Origin of the sequence: Shewanella putrefaciens (assembly GCF_016406325.1) — a bacterium.
In the GTDB taxonomy this organism is placed as follows: domain Bacteria; phylum Pseudomonadota; class Gammaproteobacteria; order Enterobacterales; family Shewanellaceae; genus Shewanella; species Shewanella putrefaciens.
In genome coordinates this window covers 4365910-4386330 of record NZ_CP066370.1, presented here as the reverse complement: position 1 = coordinate 4386330, position 20421 = coordinate 4365910, and the positions used below count along the sequence as shown (strand labels likewise).

Here is a 20421-nt window from a genome sequence, read left to right as displayed (position 1 = left end):
TTAGTTATCCCCAAAAGATCATCAAAAAGAGGTGTATTCTATAGCGAGATCTCAAGGATCGCTATCCTTAAAAAATATTTATCCCCAGCAAGATCATTCTATGTGGATATCCTCGATCACCTAAGATCAAAAACGATCCTTTTATTCAACATTTCACGCAAATCCTGCTTTATTAAGCGATCCACATTGATCTATAATGGCGCCCCTTTGATCTCGTTGAAGATCCCCTACACTACTATATGTAGTGTCCATACACAGAGTTATCCACATCTTATGGTGTATAGTGGGGATGGATCTAAAGCTACACTGGCAGAAATAACCCACTTACCGACTTTCGTTGTTGACGGGACCAAGTAAAGTGATTACAATTCGGCCTCTTTTTTGCCCTTACCTCTATACCAGAGATAAGGAATGTTCACTAATAACAAAGACGGATTGCCATCATGAGTAAACGTACTTTTCAACCTAGCAACCTGAAGCGCAAGCGTTCTCACGGCTTCCGCGCTCGTATGGCTACTGTAGGCGGCCGTAAGGTGCTTGCACGTCGTCGTGCGAAAGGTCGCGCTCGTTTATCTGCTTAATAAGTGGATAACTAGTTGACTAGCTATACCTTTACGCGGGAGTTGCGTTTGCTAACTCCCGCGCAATTTAAATCTGTATTCTCCAACCCCATCAAAGCATCTTCTGCTGAAATTACCTTGCTCGCTATTCCTAATTCGGAGCAACATCCGCGTCTGGGCCTTACTGTGGCTAAACGCTACGTAAAGCGTGCTAATCAACGTAATCGCATTAAGCGTATCATCAGAGATAGTTTTCGTTTAAATCAGCACGATATTCCTCATCTTGATATTGTCGTGCTTGTCAGAAATGGCGTGATGGAAATGGAAAACGCAGAGATCAACAAATTGATAGAAAAGCTATGGCGCAAACTCAGTCGCCGCTACAATGGCTAGCGACCACGTTAATTCGTGGCTATCAAATCTTCATTAGCCCTATACTGGGCCCTCGTTGTCGTTTCAATCCCACTTGCTCTCATTACGCCATTGAAGCAATAAAAGTGCACGGAACCGCGAAAGGTTGTTGGTTTGCATTGAAACGCATATTAAAATGTCACCCTTTACATCCCGGCGGTAGCGATCCCGTCCCCCCTAAAAATGACAGGTGTAATAAATAGGCTATGGAATCTCAACGCAATATATTGCTCATAGGACTACTGTTTGTCAGCTTTTTGCTGTGGCAACAGTGGCAAGCAGACAAAGCTCCTAAACCCGTTGCAACAGAATCGTCCTTAGTGGCGAATGTGGCTAGCACTCACAGTGCCGATGTTCCAGAAGCTGATACAGGTGTACCAGCAGCAGTAGCTGCGAGTAAAAATCTTATCACAGTAAAAACTGATCAGCTTGATGTACAAATCAACCCTGTAGGTGGCGACATCGTCTTTGCTGCACTAGTTTCACACAAAATGGAACAAGGTAAAGAGCAACCTTTTGTATTGCTTGAGCAGACAAAAGATTACACTTATATCGCCCAAAGCGGTTTGATCGGTCGTGATGGTATCGATAGCAGCGCCAACGGTCGTGCAGCATTCACAACCTCTGCAACTGAATTCACATTAGCCGAAGGCCAAGACACCTTAGAAGTGCCATTAACCTACGTAGCCGATAATGGCGTAACTTACACTAAAGTTTTTGTTTTCCATCGCGGTAAGTTCAACGTAGATGTTGACTATAAAATCAACAACACTTCAGCAGCACCGCTGCAAGTTCAGATGTACGGTCAGATTAAACAAACAATCAAGCCATCTGAAAGCAGTATGATGATGCCTACCTACCGTGGTGGTGCGTTCTCAACAAATGATGTGCGCTACGAGAAATACAACTTTGATGACATGGCCAAAAGCAACCTGAACCAAGCCACTTTAGGCGGTTGGGCAGCCATGTTACAGCACTATTTCGTTTCAGCTTGGGTGCCCCCCGCAACTGACAGTAACACTATTTTTTCAAGTGTCAGTGCTGGCGGTTTAGCGAATATTGGTTTCCGCGGTGCGGTATACGATATCGCACCTGGTGCTAGCCAAGAAATTAGCTCACAGTTCTATGTTGGTCCTAAAGATCAAGCGGCACTATCCGCCATTTCAGAAACCTTGAACCTTGTAGTTGATTACGGTTTCCTATGGTGGTTAGCGGTACCAATCCACTGGTTATTGATGTTCTATCAATCATTTGTGGGTAACTGGGGTGTAGCAATTATCCTGATCACCTTAACCGTTCGTGGTTTACTGTTCCCGCTAACAAAAGCGCAGTACACCTCAATGGCTAAGATGCGCAATCTGCAACCTAAACTTGCCGACTTAAAAGAACGTTTTGGTGATGACCGTCAGAAGATGGGTCAAGCTATGATGGAACTGTATAAGAAAGAAAAAGTTAACCCCATGGGTGGCTGTTTACCTATTATTTTACAGATGCCAATCTTCATTGCCTTGTACTGGGTATTGCTAGAAAGTTTCGAACTACGTCACGCTCCCTTTATGTTATGGATCCACGATTTATCGGTACAAGATCCTTACTACATACTGCCGTTGCTGATGGGCGTATCTATGTTCATCATGCAGAAAATGCAACCTATCGCACCGACGATGGATCCAATGCAAGTGAAGATGATGCAATGGATGCCAGTAATCTTTACCGTATTCTTCCTGTGGTTCCCATCAGGTCTAGTACTATACTGGTTAGTGGGTAACATTGTTGCCATCATCCAGCAGAAGATTATTTATGCAGGTCTTGAGAAAAAAGGCTTAAAATAAGCCCTACCTTTAGCAAAGCATAAAGTGAAAATGACACTAAAGGCGGCTTAATTAGCCGCCTTTTCCTTTACAGGGTATTGGTAAATATTAGTTTGGTGGGTATTTCCGTGACAACTGACACTATCGTGGCTCAAGCCACCGCACCCGGACGTGGCGGCGTTGGCATCATTCGAATTTCAGGTGACAAGGCAACTGATGTTGCCATGGCAGTTTTAGGTCATTTACCTAAAACCCGATATGCCGATTATTGTGATTTTAAAAATGCAACAGGCCAAGTAATAGACCAAGGCATAGCGCTATTTTTTAAGGGGCCAAACTCCTTTACCGGTGAAGACGTATTGGAATTGCAAGGCCACGGCGGCCAAATAGTCCTCGACATGCTGATCAAACGCGTATTGGAAGTTGAAGGTATTCGTATCGCCAAACCCGGTGAATTTAGCGAACAAGCTTTTATGAATGATAAGCTCGACTTAACCCAAGCCGAGGCTATTGCCGATCTTATCGATGCCACCAGCGAGCAGGCCGCCAAAAGCGCACTACAATCGCTGCAGGGTGAGTTTTCTAAGGAAGTCCATGAGCTGGTGGATCAAGTCACGAACCTACGTTTATACGTTGAAGCCGCAATTGATTTCCCCGATGAAGAAGTCGACTTTTTAAGTGATGGCAAAATTGCCAATGCACTCTATAAAATCATCGACAAACTCAGCACCGTACAAGCTAGTGCTAAACAAGGTTCTATCATTCGTGAAGGCATGAAAGTGGTGATTGCCGGCCGCCCTAATGCCGGAAAATCCAGTTTATTAAATGCGTTAGCAGGTAAAGAATCGGCGATTGTCACCGAAATAGCCGGTACTACTCGCGATGTACTACGTGAACATATCCATTTAGATGGTATGCCATTGCATATTATCGATACAGCAGGCCTGCGTGATACCACTGATACCGTTGAACAAATTGGTATCGAGCGCGCTTGGAATGAAATCAACAGCGCCGATCGCGTGTTATTTATGGTCGATGGCACCACCACGGATGCTGTCGATCCCCATGATATTTGGCCAGATTTTATCAATCGACTGCCCGCTAATTTAGGGGTAACCGTAATCCGCAATAAAGCCGATCTTACCGGTGAAAACCTCGATATGACGGAAGAAAAAGGTTATAGCGTTTACCGGATCTCAGCCAAAACAGGGCTCGGTGTTGATGAGTTAAAACTGCACTTAAAGTCACTTATGGGCTACCAAAGTAACTTAGAAGGTGGATTTATCGCACGCCGCCGTCATCTTGAGGCCTTAGATGTAGCCGCAAGCCACCTTCAATTAGGTAAAGAGCAATTAGAGGTTTACCTCGCAGGAGAGCTATTAGCGGAAGAGCTCAGAATGGCACAAATCGCCCTATCTGAAATCACAGGCCGTTTTACCTCAGACGATCTATTGGGCAAAATTTTTAGCTCATTCTGTATCGGGAAGTAAAAGAGTAAAACGCATCAAACCAAATCAAATCAAATCAAATCAACATTATGATGTTAAAATAATTTTATTTGGTGGGAAGTGATTTGAAGGGTTTTGTCGATTCTTGCGCCACGTGTGCTCCGAAGATAAATTCTGGAGCACATATGGCGCACAAGATGATAAAAACCAATGAAAATCAATATACATAAACGAGAACCAGATAAGAATGGCCTGCGCCCCATCAGGCTGTGTACTATTACGGCTCAAGAGCTCAGAAATGCTCATATGAGACGTTAAACCTGTTCCTCTCTAACAAGCCAAAAAACGCAGTTGCGCGCGAACACAACAAAACCACATTACAAAAAGCAGAAGCCATTCGTGCCAAGCGTCTGCTGGAAATGGGATCAACCAAGAATGGTTTAGACGACCGTCAAAATCTTATTAGTCGATACTGGATTAAAGTTCATATTTAACAGGTTATCAGCCACTGCATCTGAGTGTTTTCGCTGTGTAGTCACCTTAAAGCGCGTCGCTGATAACCTTGCTCTAGCACCATCAAGACGGCTTCATCTTTAAATGCCTGCGGATAACTCTTATGTGATTTTTCAGACTCATATAGACCTCTTAATTTATTGACCATACAGTCTCAAAATTAAGTGTCCGATGGGATTAATGATTACCTTCTGCTTTATAAAAAAAGCATGGAGGCAATAAAACGCAAGAGGCTTAGTAAAATTATTATTTTAAATCAATAAGTTGCACCAAAAACACAAACTTCAAAATAGTTAATGAACGGAAACAGAAACTATTTATCCCACTGACTTAATAGATAATGGCCTGTAATATCTGAATTTTCTAGATTAAACAGAGCACATTATCAACTTGAAGGACAGAGCTAGCCTTAAAGAAAGATTATTTAACACAGTTACACAATGTAGCCCTTGCTAACGTGAATCATACGTAGATAAATAACTAAGCACGCTACCTTATTGTAGATTTAATGGTTTTTAAACTTGCCTTAACAGGCCAAGACAGAACGAATATTGTTCCTCCATGGCCCGATGGATGGCAGACCACGTGGCCGCAGTGAGCTTCAGCAATTGTCTTAACCACTGCGAGACCGAGTCCACTGCCACCACTTTTTCGAGAGCGAGACGGATCAACTCGGCGAAATGCCTCGAATATGTAGCTTGCTGCTTCATCAGGGATACCGGGGCCTTCATCTTCTACGGTTAGATAACAACTTGCTCCCACGCTGTAAAGTCTTACAGTCAAAGTGCCAGGATCAGCATGCTGGCGTGCATTTTCCAGCAGCGCCATCAGCGCCTGACGTATTCGTATAGCATCACAGTAAACTTTAAGTCTTGTATCGAGTTCCTGCTTCAGTATAAGTCCCTTAGCGTCTAACACCGCAGCGAAAGTCTCAATCACCGCACTAAGTTCCTCGGCTAAACAGACCTCATCCCGCTGTAACTCTAGATGACCACTGTCATTAAGGCTCAGCACTCGTAAATCTTCGATCAGGTGATTAAGGCCTTCAACCTGGCGTAACAGTCCCTCGAAGAGCTCACTGCTAGGGCTAAAAACACCTTCCGCTAATCCCTGCAACCGACCACGCAGAATGGTGACAGGGGTACGAAGTTCGTGAGCGATTGCCGCGTTCCAAAACTCCCGTTCGCGGGTCATATACTCTAGGCGCTCGGCCATAGCATTAAAGTCACTCACCAGTTGCGCCGTCTCCCCCATCGCATGTTGGTCCATTCGCGCACGCGCGTTGAGCTTGCCTTGGGCGACTTCGCGTAGGCTATATGCCACAGAGTTCAGTGGTGTAAGAATGCGCCGTGACAGGCGAATGGCAACAAATAACGCTATCCCCAACGCGGCTATGATAGTGCAAACTATCCATAGCATCTCCATCTGAGAAGGCATCCAGGTTTCAGATATACTGCCTGGCAGGTAGGCCACCGCAATGGCATAGAATACATAGGAGCCAAACACTGACAGGAAAATGATGCCTAACGTCATTACCGCTAGGGACTGGATAATTTGCCTGCGCAAACCCGGTGTTTGCCTCATACTTCACCACCAAAGCGATAGCCAACCCCCCAGACACTGAGCGGCACTCCTTGAATATCGAGGGCTTCAAGCTTTTTACGCAGCTTACTGATATGGCTGTCTACAGTGCGTTCCTGAGTATCGCCCTCAGGCAAGCAATTAATTAACAGCTCCTCACGGCTAAAAGCACGTTTCGGTGTACGCATCAAGCAAGCGAGCAGTTTGAACTCGGTCAAGGTCAGATCCAGTGCCTGCTGCTGACCGTTACAGATTACGCTAGCCTCGTGGCTGTCTAAGTCGATTTGGAACTGGCCGACGCGCAACATTTGGGTATTTATAGGCGTGTTAGTGCGGGCGCGTCGCAGTACCGCCTGCACCCTAGCCACCACCTCGGCGGGATTGAATGGTTTAACCACGTAGTCGTCAGCACCGAGGCGTAACCCCATTAATTTATCGATATCCTGATCAAGCGCGGTGAGCATGATCACTGGCGTGTCACCACGGGAGCGAATTTCATTCAGTACATTCCAGCCATCGAGATTCGGCATCTGTACATCGAGCAATAATAGATCTGGCTTAAATGTTTGGTGCATAGCTAGCGCTTGGTGACCATCGATAGCATGTTGAGTTCGCAGCCCACTGCGCTGCAAATAAGCAATAAGGATATCGGCAATCTCTGCTTCATCCTCTGCAATTAATACCAGTGCCGAAGTCATAGAACTTACGGACGCATTGAGATTAGACATGGATTGCCCCAACGTTAAAATGGTTGAACTTTATCACCCCCTCCATACATTCTCCACAATGTCTCGAATAATTCGCAATAGTGACTCGTCATAATTCAGCATTAGTTCTCTAGCGTTTGATAAAACGCCATTAGTGAGATCGCTGTACATTGAGGAGAGTAGATTATGTACATCAAACAGCGGCACTTAAGCTTTGTGTTAGTAGTAGCAATTGCCGTGTTGGGATTGGTAGGTTGTGATTCAGCGGTACAGGATGAAGAGACAACTGCTCCGGTTCAAGTGTCAGTGATGACACTAAAGAACGAAGAACTATTGGTGACTAAAGATCTGCCCGGTCGTGTCGCTGCGGTTCGCAGCGCTGAGATCCGCGCGCAAATTAGCGGCATAGTGCAAGGTCGTCTCTTCGAACAGGGCGCCGAGATAACATCTGGCACTGTGCTGTTCCAAATAAATCCAGCACCATTTAAAGCGGATGTCGATATTGCTGCGGCAGCGTTACTGCGTGCCGAAGCGGTATGGGTTCGGGCTCGTCAAGAAGCCGATCGCTTGGCCTCTTTGATACAAACCGAGGCCGTCAGCCAACAAATGTATGACGATGCTATTTCCCAGCGCGATCAGGCTGCCGCGGATGTAGCCCAAACCAAAGCGACGCTGGCACGGCGTCAGTTAGATCTACAGTTTGCCAGCGTCGAGGCACCAATCTCCGGACGTATAGATGAAGCATTAGTGAGTGAAGGTGCATTGGTCTCACCGACCGATACCACACCCATGGCGAGGATCCAACAAATCGACCAAGTGTACGTTGATGTACGTTTGCCAGCATCAATGTTGAAGGCGATGCGTCAGCAGGCCAACTCTGGAGCCCCGGAGTTGGCTGTTGAGATCCTTAGCAGTAGTGGCGAGCCTCTTGGCATGCAAGGGCATATCTTATTTTCCGGCATTCAAGTAGATGCAGGTACTGGCGATGTACTGCTGCGCGTACTGGTAGATAACCCGCAGCATCGTCTGTTGCCCGGTCTCTTTGTAAAAGCTCGCATTCCACAAGCTTACTATCCTACGACGCTGAACGTGCCTCAGCAGGCAGCGACTCGCAAGGCTGGTCAATCACAAGTGTGGGTGCTTGATGGGCAAGCTAAAGTGCAACCAGTGGCCGTTAAGGTCGATGAATTGGTGGCAGGTCGCTATCACGTAATATCCGGCCTAACCGCTGGTCAGAAGATAGTTGTTGAAGGCATAGAACGCCTAAGCCCTGCGGCGCAGGTCGTCGCGCGCCCTTGGCAACCTACTACTGCTAATCAGCAACTTAGCGCCGTCGTGCGCTAAATTTGGAGAAGTCGCCATGCCGCAGTTTTTCATCAATCGCCCAGTATTTGCTTGGGTGATAGCCTTATTTATCGTACTGATTGGCGTCATCGCCATTCCACAATTACCCATATCCCGCTACCCATCAGTGGCACCTGTGTCGGTGAGCATTTATGCCGCTTATCCAGGAGCCACGCCACAGACACTTAATGACTCTGTAGTAAGCCTAGTCGAGCGCGAATTGTCGGGAGTGAAGAATTTACTGTACTTCGAATCATCAGTTGACAGCTCGGGCAGTGCACAAATAACCGCCACCTTTAAACCGGGCACGAATGCTGAAATGGCCCAAGTGGACGTGCAAAACCGCATTAAGGCTGTCGAACCACGCCTACCTCAAGTTGTACGGCAGAGCGGTCTGCAGGTTGAATCGGCCGCTTCAAGCTTTTTGATGATGATTGGTATGACCTCACCTAACGGCCAATTCGACGAAATCGCGCTAAACGACTATTTGGCGCGCAATATTGTCGAGGAGCTGCGTCGAATCGACGGTGTTGGTCGCGTGCAATTATTCGGTGCCGAGCAAGCCATGCGCGTCTGGGTCGACCCGAATAAACTCACCGCCTATGGCCTGACAATGAACGACCTTGCTACAGCTATCGAGCAGCAGAACGCACAAATAGCCCCAGGGCGACTCGGTGATGAACCTGTCTTACAGGGACAACGACTGACGGTCCCCCTAACAGTGCAAGGACAACTCAGCATACCCGAGGAGTTCGCTGCTATCGTCCTACGTGCCGGTGCCGATGGCGCAAAATTGGTTCTCGGTGATGTGGCTCGGGTCGAGCTTGGCGCTCAGTCCTATGGATTTTCTAACCGTGAAAATGGTGTGGCGGCGACCAGTGCTGCTATCCAACTCTCGCCAGGAGCCAACGCTGTACGCACAGCTTCTGCAGTACGTGAACGTCTAGCCGAACTGGCGCTGAGTATGCCTGCTGGCATGAACTACTCAGTGCCATTCGATACCGCCCCCTTCGTCAAAGTGTCTATCGAAAAAGTAATCTATACCCTGTTTGAAGCTATGGCGCTGGTATTTATGGTGATGTTCCTGTTCCTGCAGAACCTGCGCTACACACTTATACCAGCTATCGTCGCGCCCATAGCACTACTCGGTACCTTCGCGGTGATGTTACTGGCAGGCTTCTCAATCAACTCGCTGACCATGTTCGGCATGGTGCTGGCCATTGGCATTATTGTTGACGATGCTATTGTGGTGGTGGAAAACGTTGAGCGACTGATGGCTACCCAAGGACTGTCGCCGCGAGAGGCAACCTCACAGGCGATGAAGGAAATTACCGGCGCGGTGATCGGTATCACGCTAGTGCTGACCGCAGTATTCATCCCCATGGCCTTCGGTAGCGGCTCGGTGGGAGTGATCTACCAACAATTCACATTGTCGATGGCGGTGTCTATTCTGTTTTCGGCCTTCCTCGCCCTGACCCTAACGCCAGCACTATGCGCCACGCTACTGCGCCCAGTTAGTGCTAATCACCATCAAAAAGGCGGTTTCTTCGGTGCATTCAACCGGAGGTTCGAGCGCCTCACCGCAGGCTACAGTGAACGCGTAGCACGATTGGTTGGACGCAGTGGACGTATGATGGCGGCATTTGCCGTACTCTGCATGGTGCTGATCCTCGCTGCTGGGCAATTGCCGTCGTCCTTTCTACCAGAAGAGGATCAAGGCTATTTCATGACCTCCATCCAATTACCCACAGGCGCTACTAGCGAGCGCACGCTGGATGTGGTCAAAGCCTACGAGGCGCACGTCGCATCGCGCCCAACGCTGGATGCAAATATGGTAGTGCTGGGCTTTAGCTTTGCAGGCTCCGGCCCCAATGCAGCCATGGCCTTCACTATGCTCAAAGATTGGGATCAGCGTAATGGTGCTACGGCTGCCGAAGAAGCGGCACTGGCGCAGCAAGCTATGGCTGATAACGTTGAAGGCACAGTGATGAGCCTGATGCCACCAGCCATCGACGAGCTGGGCACATCCTCCGGTTTCACTCTGTTCCTGCAGGATAGAGCTAACCGGGGCGAGGCTGCATTGATAGCTGCACAGACACAATTGCTGGCACTGGCTGCGCAGAGCGAGGTGGTCAGCGATGTCTACCCAGATGGCCTACCGCCCGGTGAGAGCATTAGCCTGAATATCAATAGGTCAAAAGCCGAGGCTATGGGTCTGTCCTTCGCCGCGGTCAGCAGCACACTTTCGGCGGCCATGGGATCACTGTATGTCAATGATTTCCCAAATAATGGACGTATGCAGCAGGTCATACTGCAGGCCGACGCTACGGCACGAATGCAATTGGACGACGTGCTCAGCCTGCGCGTGCGTAATTCAAGTGGTGGCATGGTGCCTCTACGGGAAGTAGTGACGGCTGAATGGAAAGAGTCACCACAGCAAATGATGCGCTTTCAGGGCTTCCCTGCTATGCGTATTTCCGGCGGCGCGGCAGCAGGCGTTTCCAGCGGCGCAGCGATGGCAGAGATGGAACGCTTAGTGGCGCAGTTGCCACAAGGGTTCGCGATAGCTTGGACGGGGGCATCATTGCAAGAGCGCCAATCGACGGCGCAGGCACCGTTGCTAATGTTGCTGTCCGCTCTAGTAGTATTTCTGGTACTCGCTGCGTTGTACGAAAGCTGGTCGATCCCACTTTCGGTGATGTTGGTCGTGCCGCTGGGTCTGCTGGGCGCGGTAACGGCAGTAATATTGCGTGATATGCCTAACGATGTGTTCTTCAAGGTGGGAATGATCACCATCATCGGCCTATCGGCAAAAAACGCTATCCTCATCGTCGAATTCGCCCGCCAACTGCACGCCGAGGGCCATACGCTGATAGACGCTGCAGTGACCGCTGCACGCCTGCGTCTGCGTCCAATTTTGATGACGTCACTGGCATTTACTCTCGGAGTGGTGCCCTTAATGCTTGCGAGCGGCGCCAGCGCCGAAACTCAGCATGCTATAGGTACTGGCGTATTCGGTGGCATGCTCAGTGGCACCTTGCTGGCAATATTCTTCGTACCGGCATTTTTTGTCTTTGTCATCGGCAGACAAGAGCGTTTGAGTGCCTGGCTAGGAAGACGTAATCATTCCAAAACGGCCAAAGGATAAACACCTATACTGAGTGAAGACTCCTACGATCCCCACTGAACAGTAATAAGCTAGCCCTAACAACGGCTGGCTTACTACTATCATGTAGTGGCGCAACCAAACAATAATAAATATTTTTATATCTAGAACTGAATATTGCCACTTATTAGCTAAATTAAGATTCAACTTGGCGATAGTGATCTTGCATCTGGTAGGATCTGGCATAAAGCGCAAATATCAATGCCGCCAAGATGGCAAAACCTGCGAAGAAAAACATCTGAAAAGCAGTAATGCTGATCCCTGTTTGAGCTATTTGTTCAGTGACCGCCGGACTTTTTACACTAACATTAGCAAGTAATACCCATAAGTTACCGACAGTAACCGACAAAGTCCAAAAACTCATAATAGTACCTTTCATAGCCTTTGGGGCTTGGCTATAGGCAAATTCTAATCCAGTAGCAGAAACTAATACCTCGCCAAATGTTAGAAGAGCATAAGGTAAAATTTGCCAAAAAATAGAGAGCACCGATCCTCCATCCATGACTAATTGAATGCTCCCTACCACAATCCAACTTAAACCAGTGATCGCGATACCCGCCCCCATTTTACGCAGTGCAGTTAACTTTATCCCCATACGCTCAATAGCTGGATATAGCACAAAATTATTAAATGGGATCAGTAACATGACTAATAATGGATTCAATGCTTGCATCATCGCAGGTTCAAACCATTGCGGTTTAGACATATCATTGGCCTGCAAAATCCAAGTTGAAGCCTTTTGATCAAACAAAGACCAAAATGGCGTAACTAAAGCAAATAGCACTAAAATACGTAACACCGAGCGCACACCATCAACCGCAATATCAGGATGTATCCCTCTGGCACGCTCAAGTTGCAACGAAGCACCAACACCCGTGAATCCCATCAGTAGTACAAGCGCACTACATAAACCTGCAACAATCCCCAGTGTTGGAATATTCACTAAAGCATAGGCAGCAGAAATACACCCAATTAACGCTAAAACTAGCCCCACATTCGCTTGGCCAGCCACTTTAGTCAGTAATGCAGTGCGAATAACAGGTAAGAAACCATGGGGATTTTTAGGTTCGGGTGGCATATGCACATAACGCTTGCGACCTAACCAGAAGAATACTGTAGCGATGAACATCAATATTCCTGGGATCCCAAATGCAACAGCAGCCCCATAGTTTTTTAATAGAAGCGGCATAGATAATGAGGCAAAAAAGGATCCAAAATTAATCGTAAAATAAAACATATCAAACGCTTTTTGTGCTAATGATTTGTTCGTTTGATCAAACTGATCACCCATAAAGGAAGAAACTAAGGGTTTAATACCACCCGACCCTAATGCGATCAAAAATAATCCCGTATAAAACCCTTGAATACTGTGTTCAAAGATGGCCAAAAAAGCATGACCAACACAATAAAGTAAACTCAACCACAGAATCGTGTTGTACTTACCGAAAAAACGATCCGCAATCCAGCCTCCTAGTAGCGGAAAAAAATAGACCCCTATAACAAATGAATGGAATACATCCTTAGCGACTGCCCCACGAAGATCTTCAGGGATAGACAGCAACAGCGCAGTCATCAGGAATGGTGTTAGAATATTTCTCATACCGTAAAAGCTAAAACGCTCGCAAGCTTCACTGGCAATAATGTAAGGGATTTGACGTGGCCACTGTGGCGCATGAACAGGAGTTGTCATCGATTGTCCTATTATAATTGTTATAAAAACTGTCAGGTTATGAATTTAAAGCGAGAATATGCAGCAAAGAATACTAACAGACCAGATGTTAGCTGTGCCAAATTTATCCAAAAAACGGAAAAAATCCTAAGCAAGTACAGTATCAAATACTAGATATTTAATGATCAAGAGAGTTGTAATAATGACAAACATAGCAATATTAGTAGGAACAACATTAGGTGGCAGTGAATATATTGCCGATGAAATGATGTCTCAATTAGAAGCATTAGGGCATCAAGTTAGCCTTTATCTCTCCCCTAATTTGAGTGAATTAGATTCTAAACATCTTTGGATCATCGTTTGTTCGACCCATGGAGCAGGCGATCTACCTGACAATATTCAACCATTTTGCTCTGAAATAATGCTCCACACCCCTGATCTTAGCCATATACAATTTGCTTTATGTGCTATTGGTGACTCAAGTTATGACACCTTCTGCCAAGGCCCAGAAAAACTGATCTACGCTATAGAAAGCTGTGGTGGAAAAGCATTTGTGGATAAGATCCAGATCGATGTACAGCAAGATCCCGTTCCAGAAGACCCAGCCCTCGCATGGTTAAGCCAATGGCAAGATATAATTTAAGATCAAATTTTGATTATATTCAGAATAACACACAGTTTAGATCATATTTATCCACATATTAATCATTTAATGTATAAATATGTGGATAAGCTATTATTTAGATCTGATCAACCTCTGTGCTATTCACAAAGGGATCAGCTTAAAGATCCTCCTTGTGGATAAGTAGTCGATCTATCCCCATGTTATATGAGGTTAGATCGCTAGCAGATCACAGGATCGCGATCTCGTTATATTATGATTTATATAGCTAATTAGGCTTATGCACAGAAAACTGCGATCCTAATAGTAAACATAATAAGAAGATCTATATAAAGATCTTAAGATCTATTAGTCCGGATCAATTCGATCTTTCAACGTAAAATGATCATTCACCTAGCTCAAAGCAAATGCTAAAATACTCGGCTCGTGTTTAGTCTCTTAAGTTATTAAAGGTTGTGTCATGCATTTTCATGAACGGTTTGATGTTATTGTTGTTGGTGGTGGTCATGCCGGAACTGAAGCCGCATTAGCAGCTGCAAGAATGGGCTCAAAAACATTATTGCTAACGCATAATATTGATACGTTAGGACAAATGTCATGTAACCCAGCAATTGGTGGTATCGGTAAAGGTCATTTAGTAAAAGAAATAGATGCTTTAGGCGGTGCAATGGCGATCGCAACCGACTATGCTGGGATCCAATTTCGTACCTTAAACTCAAGCAAAGGCCCCGCCGTTAGAGCGACACGAGCTCAAGCTGACCGTGCTTTATATCGTCAAAAAATCCAAAATATACTGCAAAATCAAGCTAATTTACGGATATTTCAACAAGCTGTAGATGATTTGATTGTCGAAAACGATCGTGTTGTTGGTGTTGTTACTCAAATGGGTTTAGCCTTTGAATCACCAGCAATAGTGTTGACAACTGGTACCTTTTTAAGCGGAAAAATCCACATAGGTCTAGAAAACTACAGTGGAGGTCGTGCAGGCGATCCACCTGCGATAGCCTTAGCAAATCGTTTACGTGAATTACCTATTCGTGTTGGTCGTTTAAAAACCGGCACTCCACCACGTATTGATGCAAATACTATTGATTTTTCGCAAATGGCAGAACAAAAAGGTGATTCTCCATTACCCGTAATGTCATTTATGGGGGATGTAAGCCATCACCCTAAACAAATTTCTTGCTGGATCACTCATACCAATGAAAAAACCCATGAAATTATTCGTGGTGGTTTAGACAGAAGTCCTATGTATTCAGGTGTTATTGAAGGTATTGGTCCACGTTATTGCCCTTCAATTGAAGATAAAATTCATCGTTTTTCAGATAAATCTTCACATCAGATCTTTATCGAACCAGAAGGGCTAAATACGACAGAAATCTACCCTAACGGGATTTCGACCAGCCTCCCCTTTGATGTACAGTTGAATTTAGTTCGCTCAATCAAAGGGATGGAAAATGCAGAAATTGTCCGTCCAGGATATGCAATCGAATATGATTATTTTGATCCACGAGATCTTAAAAACTCATTAGAAACAAAAACGATCAATGGTTTATTTTTCGCTGGTCAAATTAATGGCACAACGGGATATGAAGAAGCCGCTGCTCAAGGCCTATTAGCAGGGATGAACGCTTCATTGCAGGTTCAGGGCAAAGATGCTTGGTGCCCACGCCGTGACGAAGCGTATCTTGGGGTGCTAGTTGATGATCTATCGACTCTAGGGACCAAAGAACCGTACCGCATGTTTACTAGCCGTGCGGAATACCGTTTGTTACTCCGTGAAGATAACGCTGATATTCGCTTAACGGCAAAAGGTCGTGAATTAGGTTTAGTGGATGACACTCGCTGGGCGGCATTTAGTGAAAAATTAGAGTCGATTGAACTTGAATTACAACGTTTACGTGCTCAATGGGTGCATCCAAATTCACCTTTGATCCATGCATTAAACCCACACTTGAATACGCCGATCTCTCGCGAAGCGTCATTTGAAGAATTACTGCGTCGTCCAGAAATGGATTACAGCAAGTTGATGCAGATCGAAGGTTTTGGTCCAGGACTTGAAGATCCACTGGCCGCTGAACAAGTACAAATCCAAGTAAAATACTCTGGTTATATTCAGCGTCAGCAAGAAGAGATCAATAAAGCCGTACGTAATGAAAACACAGGTTTACCATTACACCTTGATTATAAAGAAGTTCCTGGTTTATCAAATGAAGTTATCGCTAAATTGAATAGCCATAAACCTGAAACGATAGGTCAAGCATCAAGGATCTCTGGAGTCACTCCAGCAGCAATTTCAATTTTACTTGTGCATCTTAAAAAGCGTGGCTTATTACGTAAGAGCGCGTAAAAGCTAGCTTAATCGATAGTTTGGTCGCAGAAGGGAAGCATTCAGGCTTCCCTTCGACGTTTCAGGGCTTCATAATAGCCTTCGAATTTATAATCGTATTTTTGTTGAGGTTGCTTAGTGTTATCAGCCCAGTTAGAGGCTTATTTAGCCGAAATTAATCTGTCCGCTACAGCGGAGCAGAAAAAACAACTAATTGATTTTGTTGGCATGCTCAACAAGTGGAATAAAGCCTACAATCTGACATCTGTGAGAGATCCTGAGGCTATGCTTGTCCGTCATATTATGGATAGCTTAGTCGTATCAAAGCATTTACAGGGGGAACGCTTTATCGATGTTGGTACTGGCCCTGGTTTACCTGGTATTCCTTTAGCGATTATGAATCCAAATAAAACCTTTGTGTTGCTCGATAGCTTAGGAAAACGTATTCGTTTTCAAAAACAAGTGGCCTTTGAATTAGGGATCCGCAATATCAGTTCAGTTGAAAGCCGTGTCGAAGCCTATCAAGCTGAACAACAATTTGATGGTGTACTGAGCCGCGCTTTTGCATCCATTCAAGATATGCTGAGTTGGTGTCATCATTTACCTGCTGAGAATGGGCTGTTTTATGCGTTAAAAGGCCAATTGAACGACGAAGAATTGCAACAAATGCCCAGCGGATTTGTTATTAAAGAAATCATCGAACTTAAAGTACCAAAACTCGATGAACAGCGTCATTTATTAAAGATTATCAAAGAATAACAGGCTTAAAGTTCCTCCTATTGTGTGGATTTTTAAGTAGGCAATAAACCAGAATTTACATACAGGGTGATATTGTGGGTAAAGTAATTGCCGTGGCTAACCAGAAAGGTGGCGTAGGAAAAACAACTACTTGCGTTAACTTGGCTGCTTCATTAGCTGCAACAAAACGCAAAGTGCTACTGATAGATCTCGATCCACAAGGTAATGCCACAATGGGCAGTGGTGTCGATAAGTACGATGTCGAAAATACAGCTTATGAACTCTTGGTTGAAGATAAGCCATTTGATGAGATCGTAGTCAAAAATACCGCGGGTAAATATGATCTTATTGCCAGTAATGGCGATGTGACGGCTGCTGAAATTAAACTAATGGAGTTTTTTGCCCGTGAGATCCGTTTACGTAATGCTTTGGCACCGATAAAAGATCAATATGATTATATCTTCATCGATTGTCCCCCTTCATTGAATATGCTGACTGTTAATGCGATGTCTGCCGCAGATTCAGTGCTAGTGCCAATGCAGTGTGAATATTTTGCGCTCGAAGGCTTAACTGCACTTATCGATACCATAACCAAATTAGCCGCTTTTGTTAATCCAGGTTTGGGTATAGAAGGGATTTTGCGCACTATGTACGATCCCCGTAATCGATTATCTAATGATGTGTCAGATCAGCTAAAACAACATTTTGGGGATAAAGTATATCGCACCGTGATCCCTCGTAATGTGAGGCTGGCAGAAGCACCAAGTTTTGGCGCGCCAGCGATGTATTACGATAAATCCAGCGCAGGTGCTAAGGCATATCTTGCACTCGCAGGTGAGATGATCCGCCGCTCAGAACAGAAAAATCAGGCTAAGCAAGCGTAAAGGATAACCATGACGTTAAAGAAAAGAGGGTTAGGTAAAGGGTTAGATGCCCTGCTGAGTAACAGTCATGCTGCCAGTAAAAAGCACACAGATGAAATGGCTGTTATTGATAAAAATGAAGAACTTATACATCTTGATCTCGACCTGTTGCAGCCTGGGAAGTATCAGCCGCGTAAGGATATGTCCCCTGAGGCATTAGAAGAGTTAGCTCATTCCATACGTAATCAAGGTATTATCCAGCCTATTGTTGTACGTCAAGTGAATGATACCCAATATGAGATCATTGCAGGTGAACGCCGCTGGCGCGCATCACAACTTGCTGGTATTGATAAAATTCCTTGTATTGTTAAGCAAGTGCTTGATGAAGCTGCAATTGCTATCGCTCTTATTGAAAATATTCAACGAGAAGATCTTAATGCCATGGAAGAAGCCATTGCATTACAACGTTTAATGCAAGAATTTGAACTGACTCACCAACAGGTTGCCGATGTTGTGGGAAAATCCAGAGCGAGTGTATCTAATTTGTTGCGTTTAAATGGCTTAAATGAGCCAGTAAAGCGTTTACTCGAGTATGGCGATATCGATATGGGTCATGCTCGCGCCTTGTTAGCAATTGAGGGTGAAGAACAAACAAATTTAGCAAGATTAGTAGCAGCTAAGGAATTAACCGTTCGCGAAACTGAACGATTGATTAACCAAACCTTAAATCCGCCTAAACAAGCCGAAACTACGACTAAAGATCAAGATGTTTGTCGTTTAGAGCAGCAGTTAATTGAAAGATTAGGTGCCAAAGTTTCTATTGCTCACAGCAGTAAGGGCAAAGGTAAAATTGTAATTAACTATCAGAATCTGGCTGAATTAGACGGAATTCTTAGCAAAATTCATTAAGGTCTGTAGATTAACAGTTTTTAATGTAAATTTGTGACAAATGTTAATTTTACATTTTGGCTGTTTAGACGCTATATCACGTTAAAAGTGTTGTTTTTCCTTATCTCAAAGTTGCAATGAAGGCGTGAAAAGGTATACTTTCGCAAGCTTTTTGTGCATCGACAAAAATACGGATATTTGTCATCCGGTCATCGAAACAAAAAGTATAAATGCGGAGAGGATGAATTGAGTAAGGTTTTAGCGCGTCGTGGCCAGTGGTCAGCCTATAAATTGGTGTTGATGCAGGCGGCGGTCGCTGGGGGTGCTTCAATTCTCTTTTTCGCTGTGTGGGGAGTTCAGTTTGGCTATTCTGCATTAGCAGGTGGTTCAATCGCTGTACTCCCTAATTTTGTATTCGCAACCTTTGCTTTCTCTCATATGGGGGCAAGTTCATCGGGAAAAGTTGTTAAATCATTTTTCCTGGGGGAAGCGGTAAAGTTGCTGTTAACTATAGTATTGTTTGGACTTGTATTCAGTACGTTAGATGTAGATTTTACATCTTTGTTTGTCTGTTATGCATTAAGCCTCATAGTACCTTTTACAGCCTCTTTATATTTCAAGCAAAATTAAGTGAGATTAATCATGGCGACAACTGGTGAAGCCTTAAATGCTTCTGAGTACATCCAGCATCACCTGACTAATGCGAAAATGTGCTCTACTGATGGTGGAGTTGCTTTTAATCATGCATGTCAAGATGCTGGATTTTGGACTTGGCACATTGACTCACTTTTATTTTCAGTAGGCCTTGGGGTTCTGTTTTTATGGTTGTTTTATAAAACAGGACAAAAAGCAACGGCTGGTGTTCCAGGTAAACTTCAATGTTTTGTTGAAATGTGCGTGGAAGGTGTTGATAAGATAGCAAAAGAATCATTTCATGGTAAAAATGTTGTCATCGCACCATTAGCTCTTACGATTTTCATTTGGGTTTTCCTGATGAATTTCATGGATCTAATACCTGTTGATTTTATTCCCGAAGCTGCAAACAGATTTTTAGGTGTTCCTTATCTAAAAGTTGTGCCAACAACTGACCTCAATGTCACTCTCGGTTTATCTTTGAGTGTATTTGTGTTGATTGTTTTCTACAGCATTAAAGCTAAGGGAATTGGTGGCTTCACTAAGGAGCTAACCTTGCAACCTTTCAATCATTGGTCATTGATTCCTGTAAACTTTATTTTGGAATCAGTAACCTTGATTGCGAAGCCTATTTCTTTAGCGCTTCGTCTGTTTGGTAACCTGTATGCGGGTGAGTTGATCTTTATTCTGATAGCACTAATGCCTTGGTGGGCTCAGTTCGCACTTTCTGTGCCTTGGGCAATTTTCCACATTTTGATCATTGTGTTACAGGCCTTTATTTTCATGATGCTTACGATTGTTTACCTAAGCATGGCGCATGAAGAACATTAATTTTATTAAAAAATTTGATATAAATTGGAGATAACATGGAAACGGTAATTAGTTTTACGGCAATCGCTGTTGCTATCATGATTGGTTTAGCTGCACTAGGTACTGCTATTGGTTTTGCTATCTTAGGTGGTAAATTCTTAGAAGCTTCAGCTCGTCAACCTGAATTGGCTCCAGCTTTACAAATTAAAATGTTTATCGTTGCTGGTCTGCTCGATGCGATTTCTATGATCGCAGTGGGTGTTGCACTATTCTTCGTATTTGCTAACCCATTCTTAGCTCAACTTGGCTAATTTTGCACCCTGTAAGG

General features: G+C 44.8%; 19 protein-coding genes. 15 read left to right on the top strand and 4 right to left on the bottom strand.

Translation table 11 applies throughout. The features are described from left to right. The first annotated feature begins 443 nt into the window (after positions 1-443). The 5 genes from rpmH (at position 444) to mnmE (ending at position 4272) form a co-directional block, all read left to right on the top strand. On the top strand, positions 444-581 hold the full coding sequence (gene rpmH, locus JEZ96_RS19455; protein WP_006083827.1) for a 50S ribosomal protein L34: 138 nt from the start codon (positions 444-446) through the stop codon (positions 579-581). Between the two features lie 15 nt (positions 582-596). Next, positions 597-953: a ribonuclease P protein component gene (rnpA, locus tag JEZ96_RS19450; protein ID WP_011791314.1), complete on the top strand. Its 357-nt coding sequence runs from the start codon at positions 597-599 to the stop codon at positions 951-953. Beyond that, complete coding sequence (gene yidD, locus JEZ96_RS19445) at positions 920-1174, top strand: membrane protein insertion efficiency factor YidD (RefSeq protein ID WP_011070421.1); 255 nt, start codon at positions 920-922, stop codon at positions 1172-1174. Before rnpA ends, yidD begins: the two co-directional genes overlap by 34 nt. Positions 1175-1177: 3 nt before the next feature. Further along, positions 1178-2803, top strand: coding sequence for a membrane protein insertase YidC (gene yidC, locus JEZ96_RS19440; RefSeq protein ID WP_011791313.1), 1626 nt, complete (start codon positions 1178-1180; stop codon positions 2801-2803). 107 nt (positions 2804-2910) lie between these two features. Next, positions 2911-4272, top strand: a complete 1362-nt coding sequence (gene mnmE, locus JEZ96_RS19435) for a tRNA uridine-5-carboxymethylaminomethyl(34) synthesis GTPase MnmE (RefSeq protein ID WP_011791312.1) — start codon at positions 2911-2913, stop codon at positions 4270-4272. 493 nt (positions 4273-4765) lie between these two features. On the opposite strand, the gene JEZ96_RS19610 is transcribed toward mnmE, so the two are convergent. From JEZ96_RS19610 to JEZ96_RS19425, 3 genes are all read right to left on the bottom strand, one after another. Further along, positions 4766-4891 (bottom strand): hypothetical protein, encoded by a 126-nt coding sequence (locus JEZ96_RS19610; protein WP_255211622.1) that lies wholly within the window; start codon positions 4889-4891, stop codon positions 4766-4768. A gap of 341 nt (positions 4892-5232) precedes the next feature. Next, positions 5233-6327, bottom strand: coding sequence for an ATP-binding protein (locus JEZ96_RS19430; protein ID WP_061783391.1), 1095 nt, complete (start codon positions 6325-6327; stop codon positions 5233-5235). Beyond that, complete coding sequence (locus JEZ96_RS19425) at positions 6324-7052, bottom strand: response regulator (protein ID WP_025008546.1); 729 nt, start codon at positions 7050-7052, stop codon at positions 6324-6326. Before JEZ96_RS19425 ends, JEZ96_RS19430 begins: the two co-directional genes overlap by 4 nt. A 165-nt stretch (positions 7053-7217) precedes the next feature. Between JEZ96_RS19425 and JEZ96_RS19420 the strand changes: the two genes are divergently transcribed. Both JEZ96_RS19420 and JEZ96_RS19415 read left to right on the top strand, forming a co-directional pair. Beyond that, on the top strand, positions 7218-8375 hold the full coding sequence (locus JEZ96_RS19420; protein WP_128090210.1) for an efflux RND transporter periplasmic adaptor subunit: 1158 nt from the start codon (positions 7218-7220) through the stop codon (positions 8373-8375). Positions 8376-8391: 16 nt separating this feature from the next. Continuing rightward, on the top strand, positions 8392-11523 hold the full coding sequence (locus JEZ96_RS19415) for a multidrug efflux RND transporter permease subunit (RefSeq protein WP_061783393.1): 3132 nt from the start codon (positions 8392-8394) through the stop codon (positions 11521-11523). 154 nt (positions 11524-11677) lie between these two features. Here the strand turns inward: JEZ96_RS19415 and JEZ96_RS19410 are convergent, their stop codons facing one another. After that, positions 11678-13231, bottom strand: coding sequence for a POT family MFS transporter (locus tag JEZ96_RS19410; protein ID WP_011791289.1), 1554 nt, complete (start codon positions 13229-13231; stop codon positions 11678-11680). A gap of 181 nt (positions 13232-13412) precedes the next feature. Between JEZ96_RS19410 and mioC the strand changes: the two genes are divergently transcribed. The 8 genes from mioC (at position 13413) to atpE (ending at position 20404) form a co-directional block, all read left to right on the top strand. Further along, positions 13413-13853, top strand: coding sequence for an FMN-binding protein MioC (gene mioC, locus JEZ96_RS19405; protein ID WP_041408279.1), 441 nt, complete (start codon positions 13413-13415; stop codon positions 13851-13853). A 439-nt stretch (positions 13854-14292) separates the two neighbouring features. Further along, on the top strand, positions 14293-16182 hold the full coding sequence (mnmG, locus tag JEZ96_RS19400) for a tRNA uridine-5-carboxymethylaminomethyl(34) synthesis enzyme MnmG (RefSeq protein ID WP_014611876.1): 1890 nt from the start codon (positions 14293-14295) through the stop codon (positions 16180-16182). Positions 16183-16299: 117 nt separating this feature from the next. Further along, positions 16300-16920: a 16S rRNA (guanine(527)-N(7))-methyltransferase RsmG gene (rsmG, locus tag JEZ96_RS19395; RefSeq protein ID WP_011791286.1), complete on the top strand. Its 621-nt coding sequence runs from the start codon at positions 16300-16302 to the stop codon at positions 16918-16920. Between the two features lie 74 nt (positions 16921-16994). Then, positions 16995-17783, top strand: coding sequence for a ParA family protein (locus JEZ96_RS19390; RefSeq protein WP_011791285.1), 789 nt, complete (start codon positions 16995-16997; stop codon positions 17781-17783). A 9-nt stretch (positions 17784-17792) separates the two neighbouring features. Next, on the top strand, positions 17793-18671 hold the full coding sequence (locus JEZ96_RS19385) for a ParB/RepB/Spo0J family partition protein (RefSeq protein ID WP_025008544.1): 879 nt from the start codon (positions 17793-17795) through the stop codon (positions 18669-18671). 225 nt (positions 18672-18896) lie between these two features. Continuing rightward, complete coding sequence (locus JEZ96_RS19380) at positions 18897-19280, top strand: ATP synthase subunit I (protein WP_014611875.1); 384 nt, start codon at positions 18897-18899, stop codon at positions 19278-19280. 12 nt (positions 19281-19292) lie between these two features. Next, complete coding sequence (gene atpB / locus JEZ96_RS19375) at positions 19293-20114, top strand: F0F1 ATP synthase subunit A (protein ID WP_011791282.1); 822 nt, start codon at positions 19293-19295, stop codon at positions 20112-20114. 35 nt (positions 20115-20149) lie between these two features. Further along, positions 20150-20404, top strand: coding sequence for a F0F1 ATP synthase subunit C (gene atpE / locus JEZ96_RS19370; RefSeq protein WP_011791281.1), 255 nt, complete (start codon positions 20150-20152; stop codon positions 20402-20404). Positions 20405-20421: the final 17 nt, after the last annotated feature.

Excerpts from the sequence above, each read along its gene's own strand:
- atpE (WP_011791281.1), top strand. The coding sequence starts at position 20,150 with ATGGAAACGGTAATTAGTTTTACGGCAATCGCTGTTGCTATCATGATT.
- yidC (WP_011791313.1), top strand. The coding sequence starts at position 1,178 with ATGGAATCTCAACGCAATATATTGCTCATAGGACTACTGTTTGTCAGC.
- yidD (WP_011070421.1), top strand. The coding sequence starts at position 920 with ATGGCGCAAACTCAGTCGCCGCTACAATGGCTAGCGACCACGTTAATT.
- mnmG (WP_014611876.1), top strand. The coding sequence starts at position 14,293 with ATGCATTTTCATGAACGGTTTGATGTTATTGTTGTTGGTGGTGGTCAT.
- JEZ96_RS19415 (WP_061783393.1), top strand. The coding sequence starts at position 8,392 with ATGCCGCAGTTTTTCATCAATCGCCCAGTATTTGCTTGGGTGATAGCC.
- JEZ96_RS19385 (WP_025008544.1), top strand. The coding sequence starts at position 17,793 with ATGACGTTAAAGAAAAGAGGGTTAGGTAAAGGGTTAGATGCCCTGCTG.
- JEZ96_RS19410 (WP_011791289.1), bottom strand. The coding sequence starts at position 13,231 with ATGACAACTCCTGTTCATGCGCCACAGTGGCCACGTCAAATCCCTTAC.
- atpB (WP_011791282.1), top strand. The coding sequence starts at position 19,293 with ATGGCGACAACTGGTGAAGCCTTAAATGCTTCTGAGTACATCCAGCAT.
- mioC (WP_041408279.1), top strand. The coding sequence starts at position 13,413 with ATGACAAACATAGCAATATTAGTAGGAACAACATTAGGTGGCAGTGAA.
- JEZ96_RS19420 (WP_128090210.1), top strand. The coding sequence starts at position 7,218 with ATGTACATCAAACAGCGGCACTTAAGCTTTGTGTTAGTAGTAGCAATT.
- JEZ96_RS19425 (WP_025008546.1), bottom strand. The coding sequence starts at position 7,052 with ATGTCTAATCTCAATGCGTCCGTAAGTTCTATGACTTCGGCACTGGTA.
- JEZ96_RS19610 (WP_255211622.1), bottom strand. The coding sequence starts at position 4,891 with ATGGTCAATAAATTAAGAGGTCTATATGAGTCTGAAAAATCACATAAG.
- JEZ96_RS19430 (WP_061783391.1), bottom strand. The coding sequence starts at position 6,327 with ATGAGGCAAACACCGGGTTTGCGCAGGCAAATTATCCAGTCCCTAGCG.
- rpmH (WP_006083827.1), top strand. The coding sequence starts at position 444 with ATGAGTAAACGTACTTTTCAACCTAGCAACCTGAAGCGCAAGCGTTCT.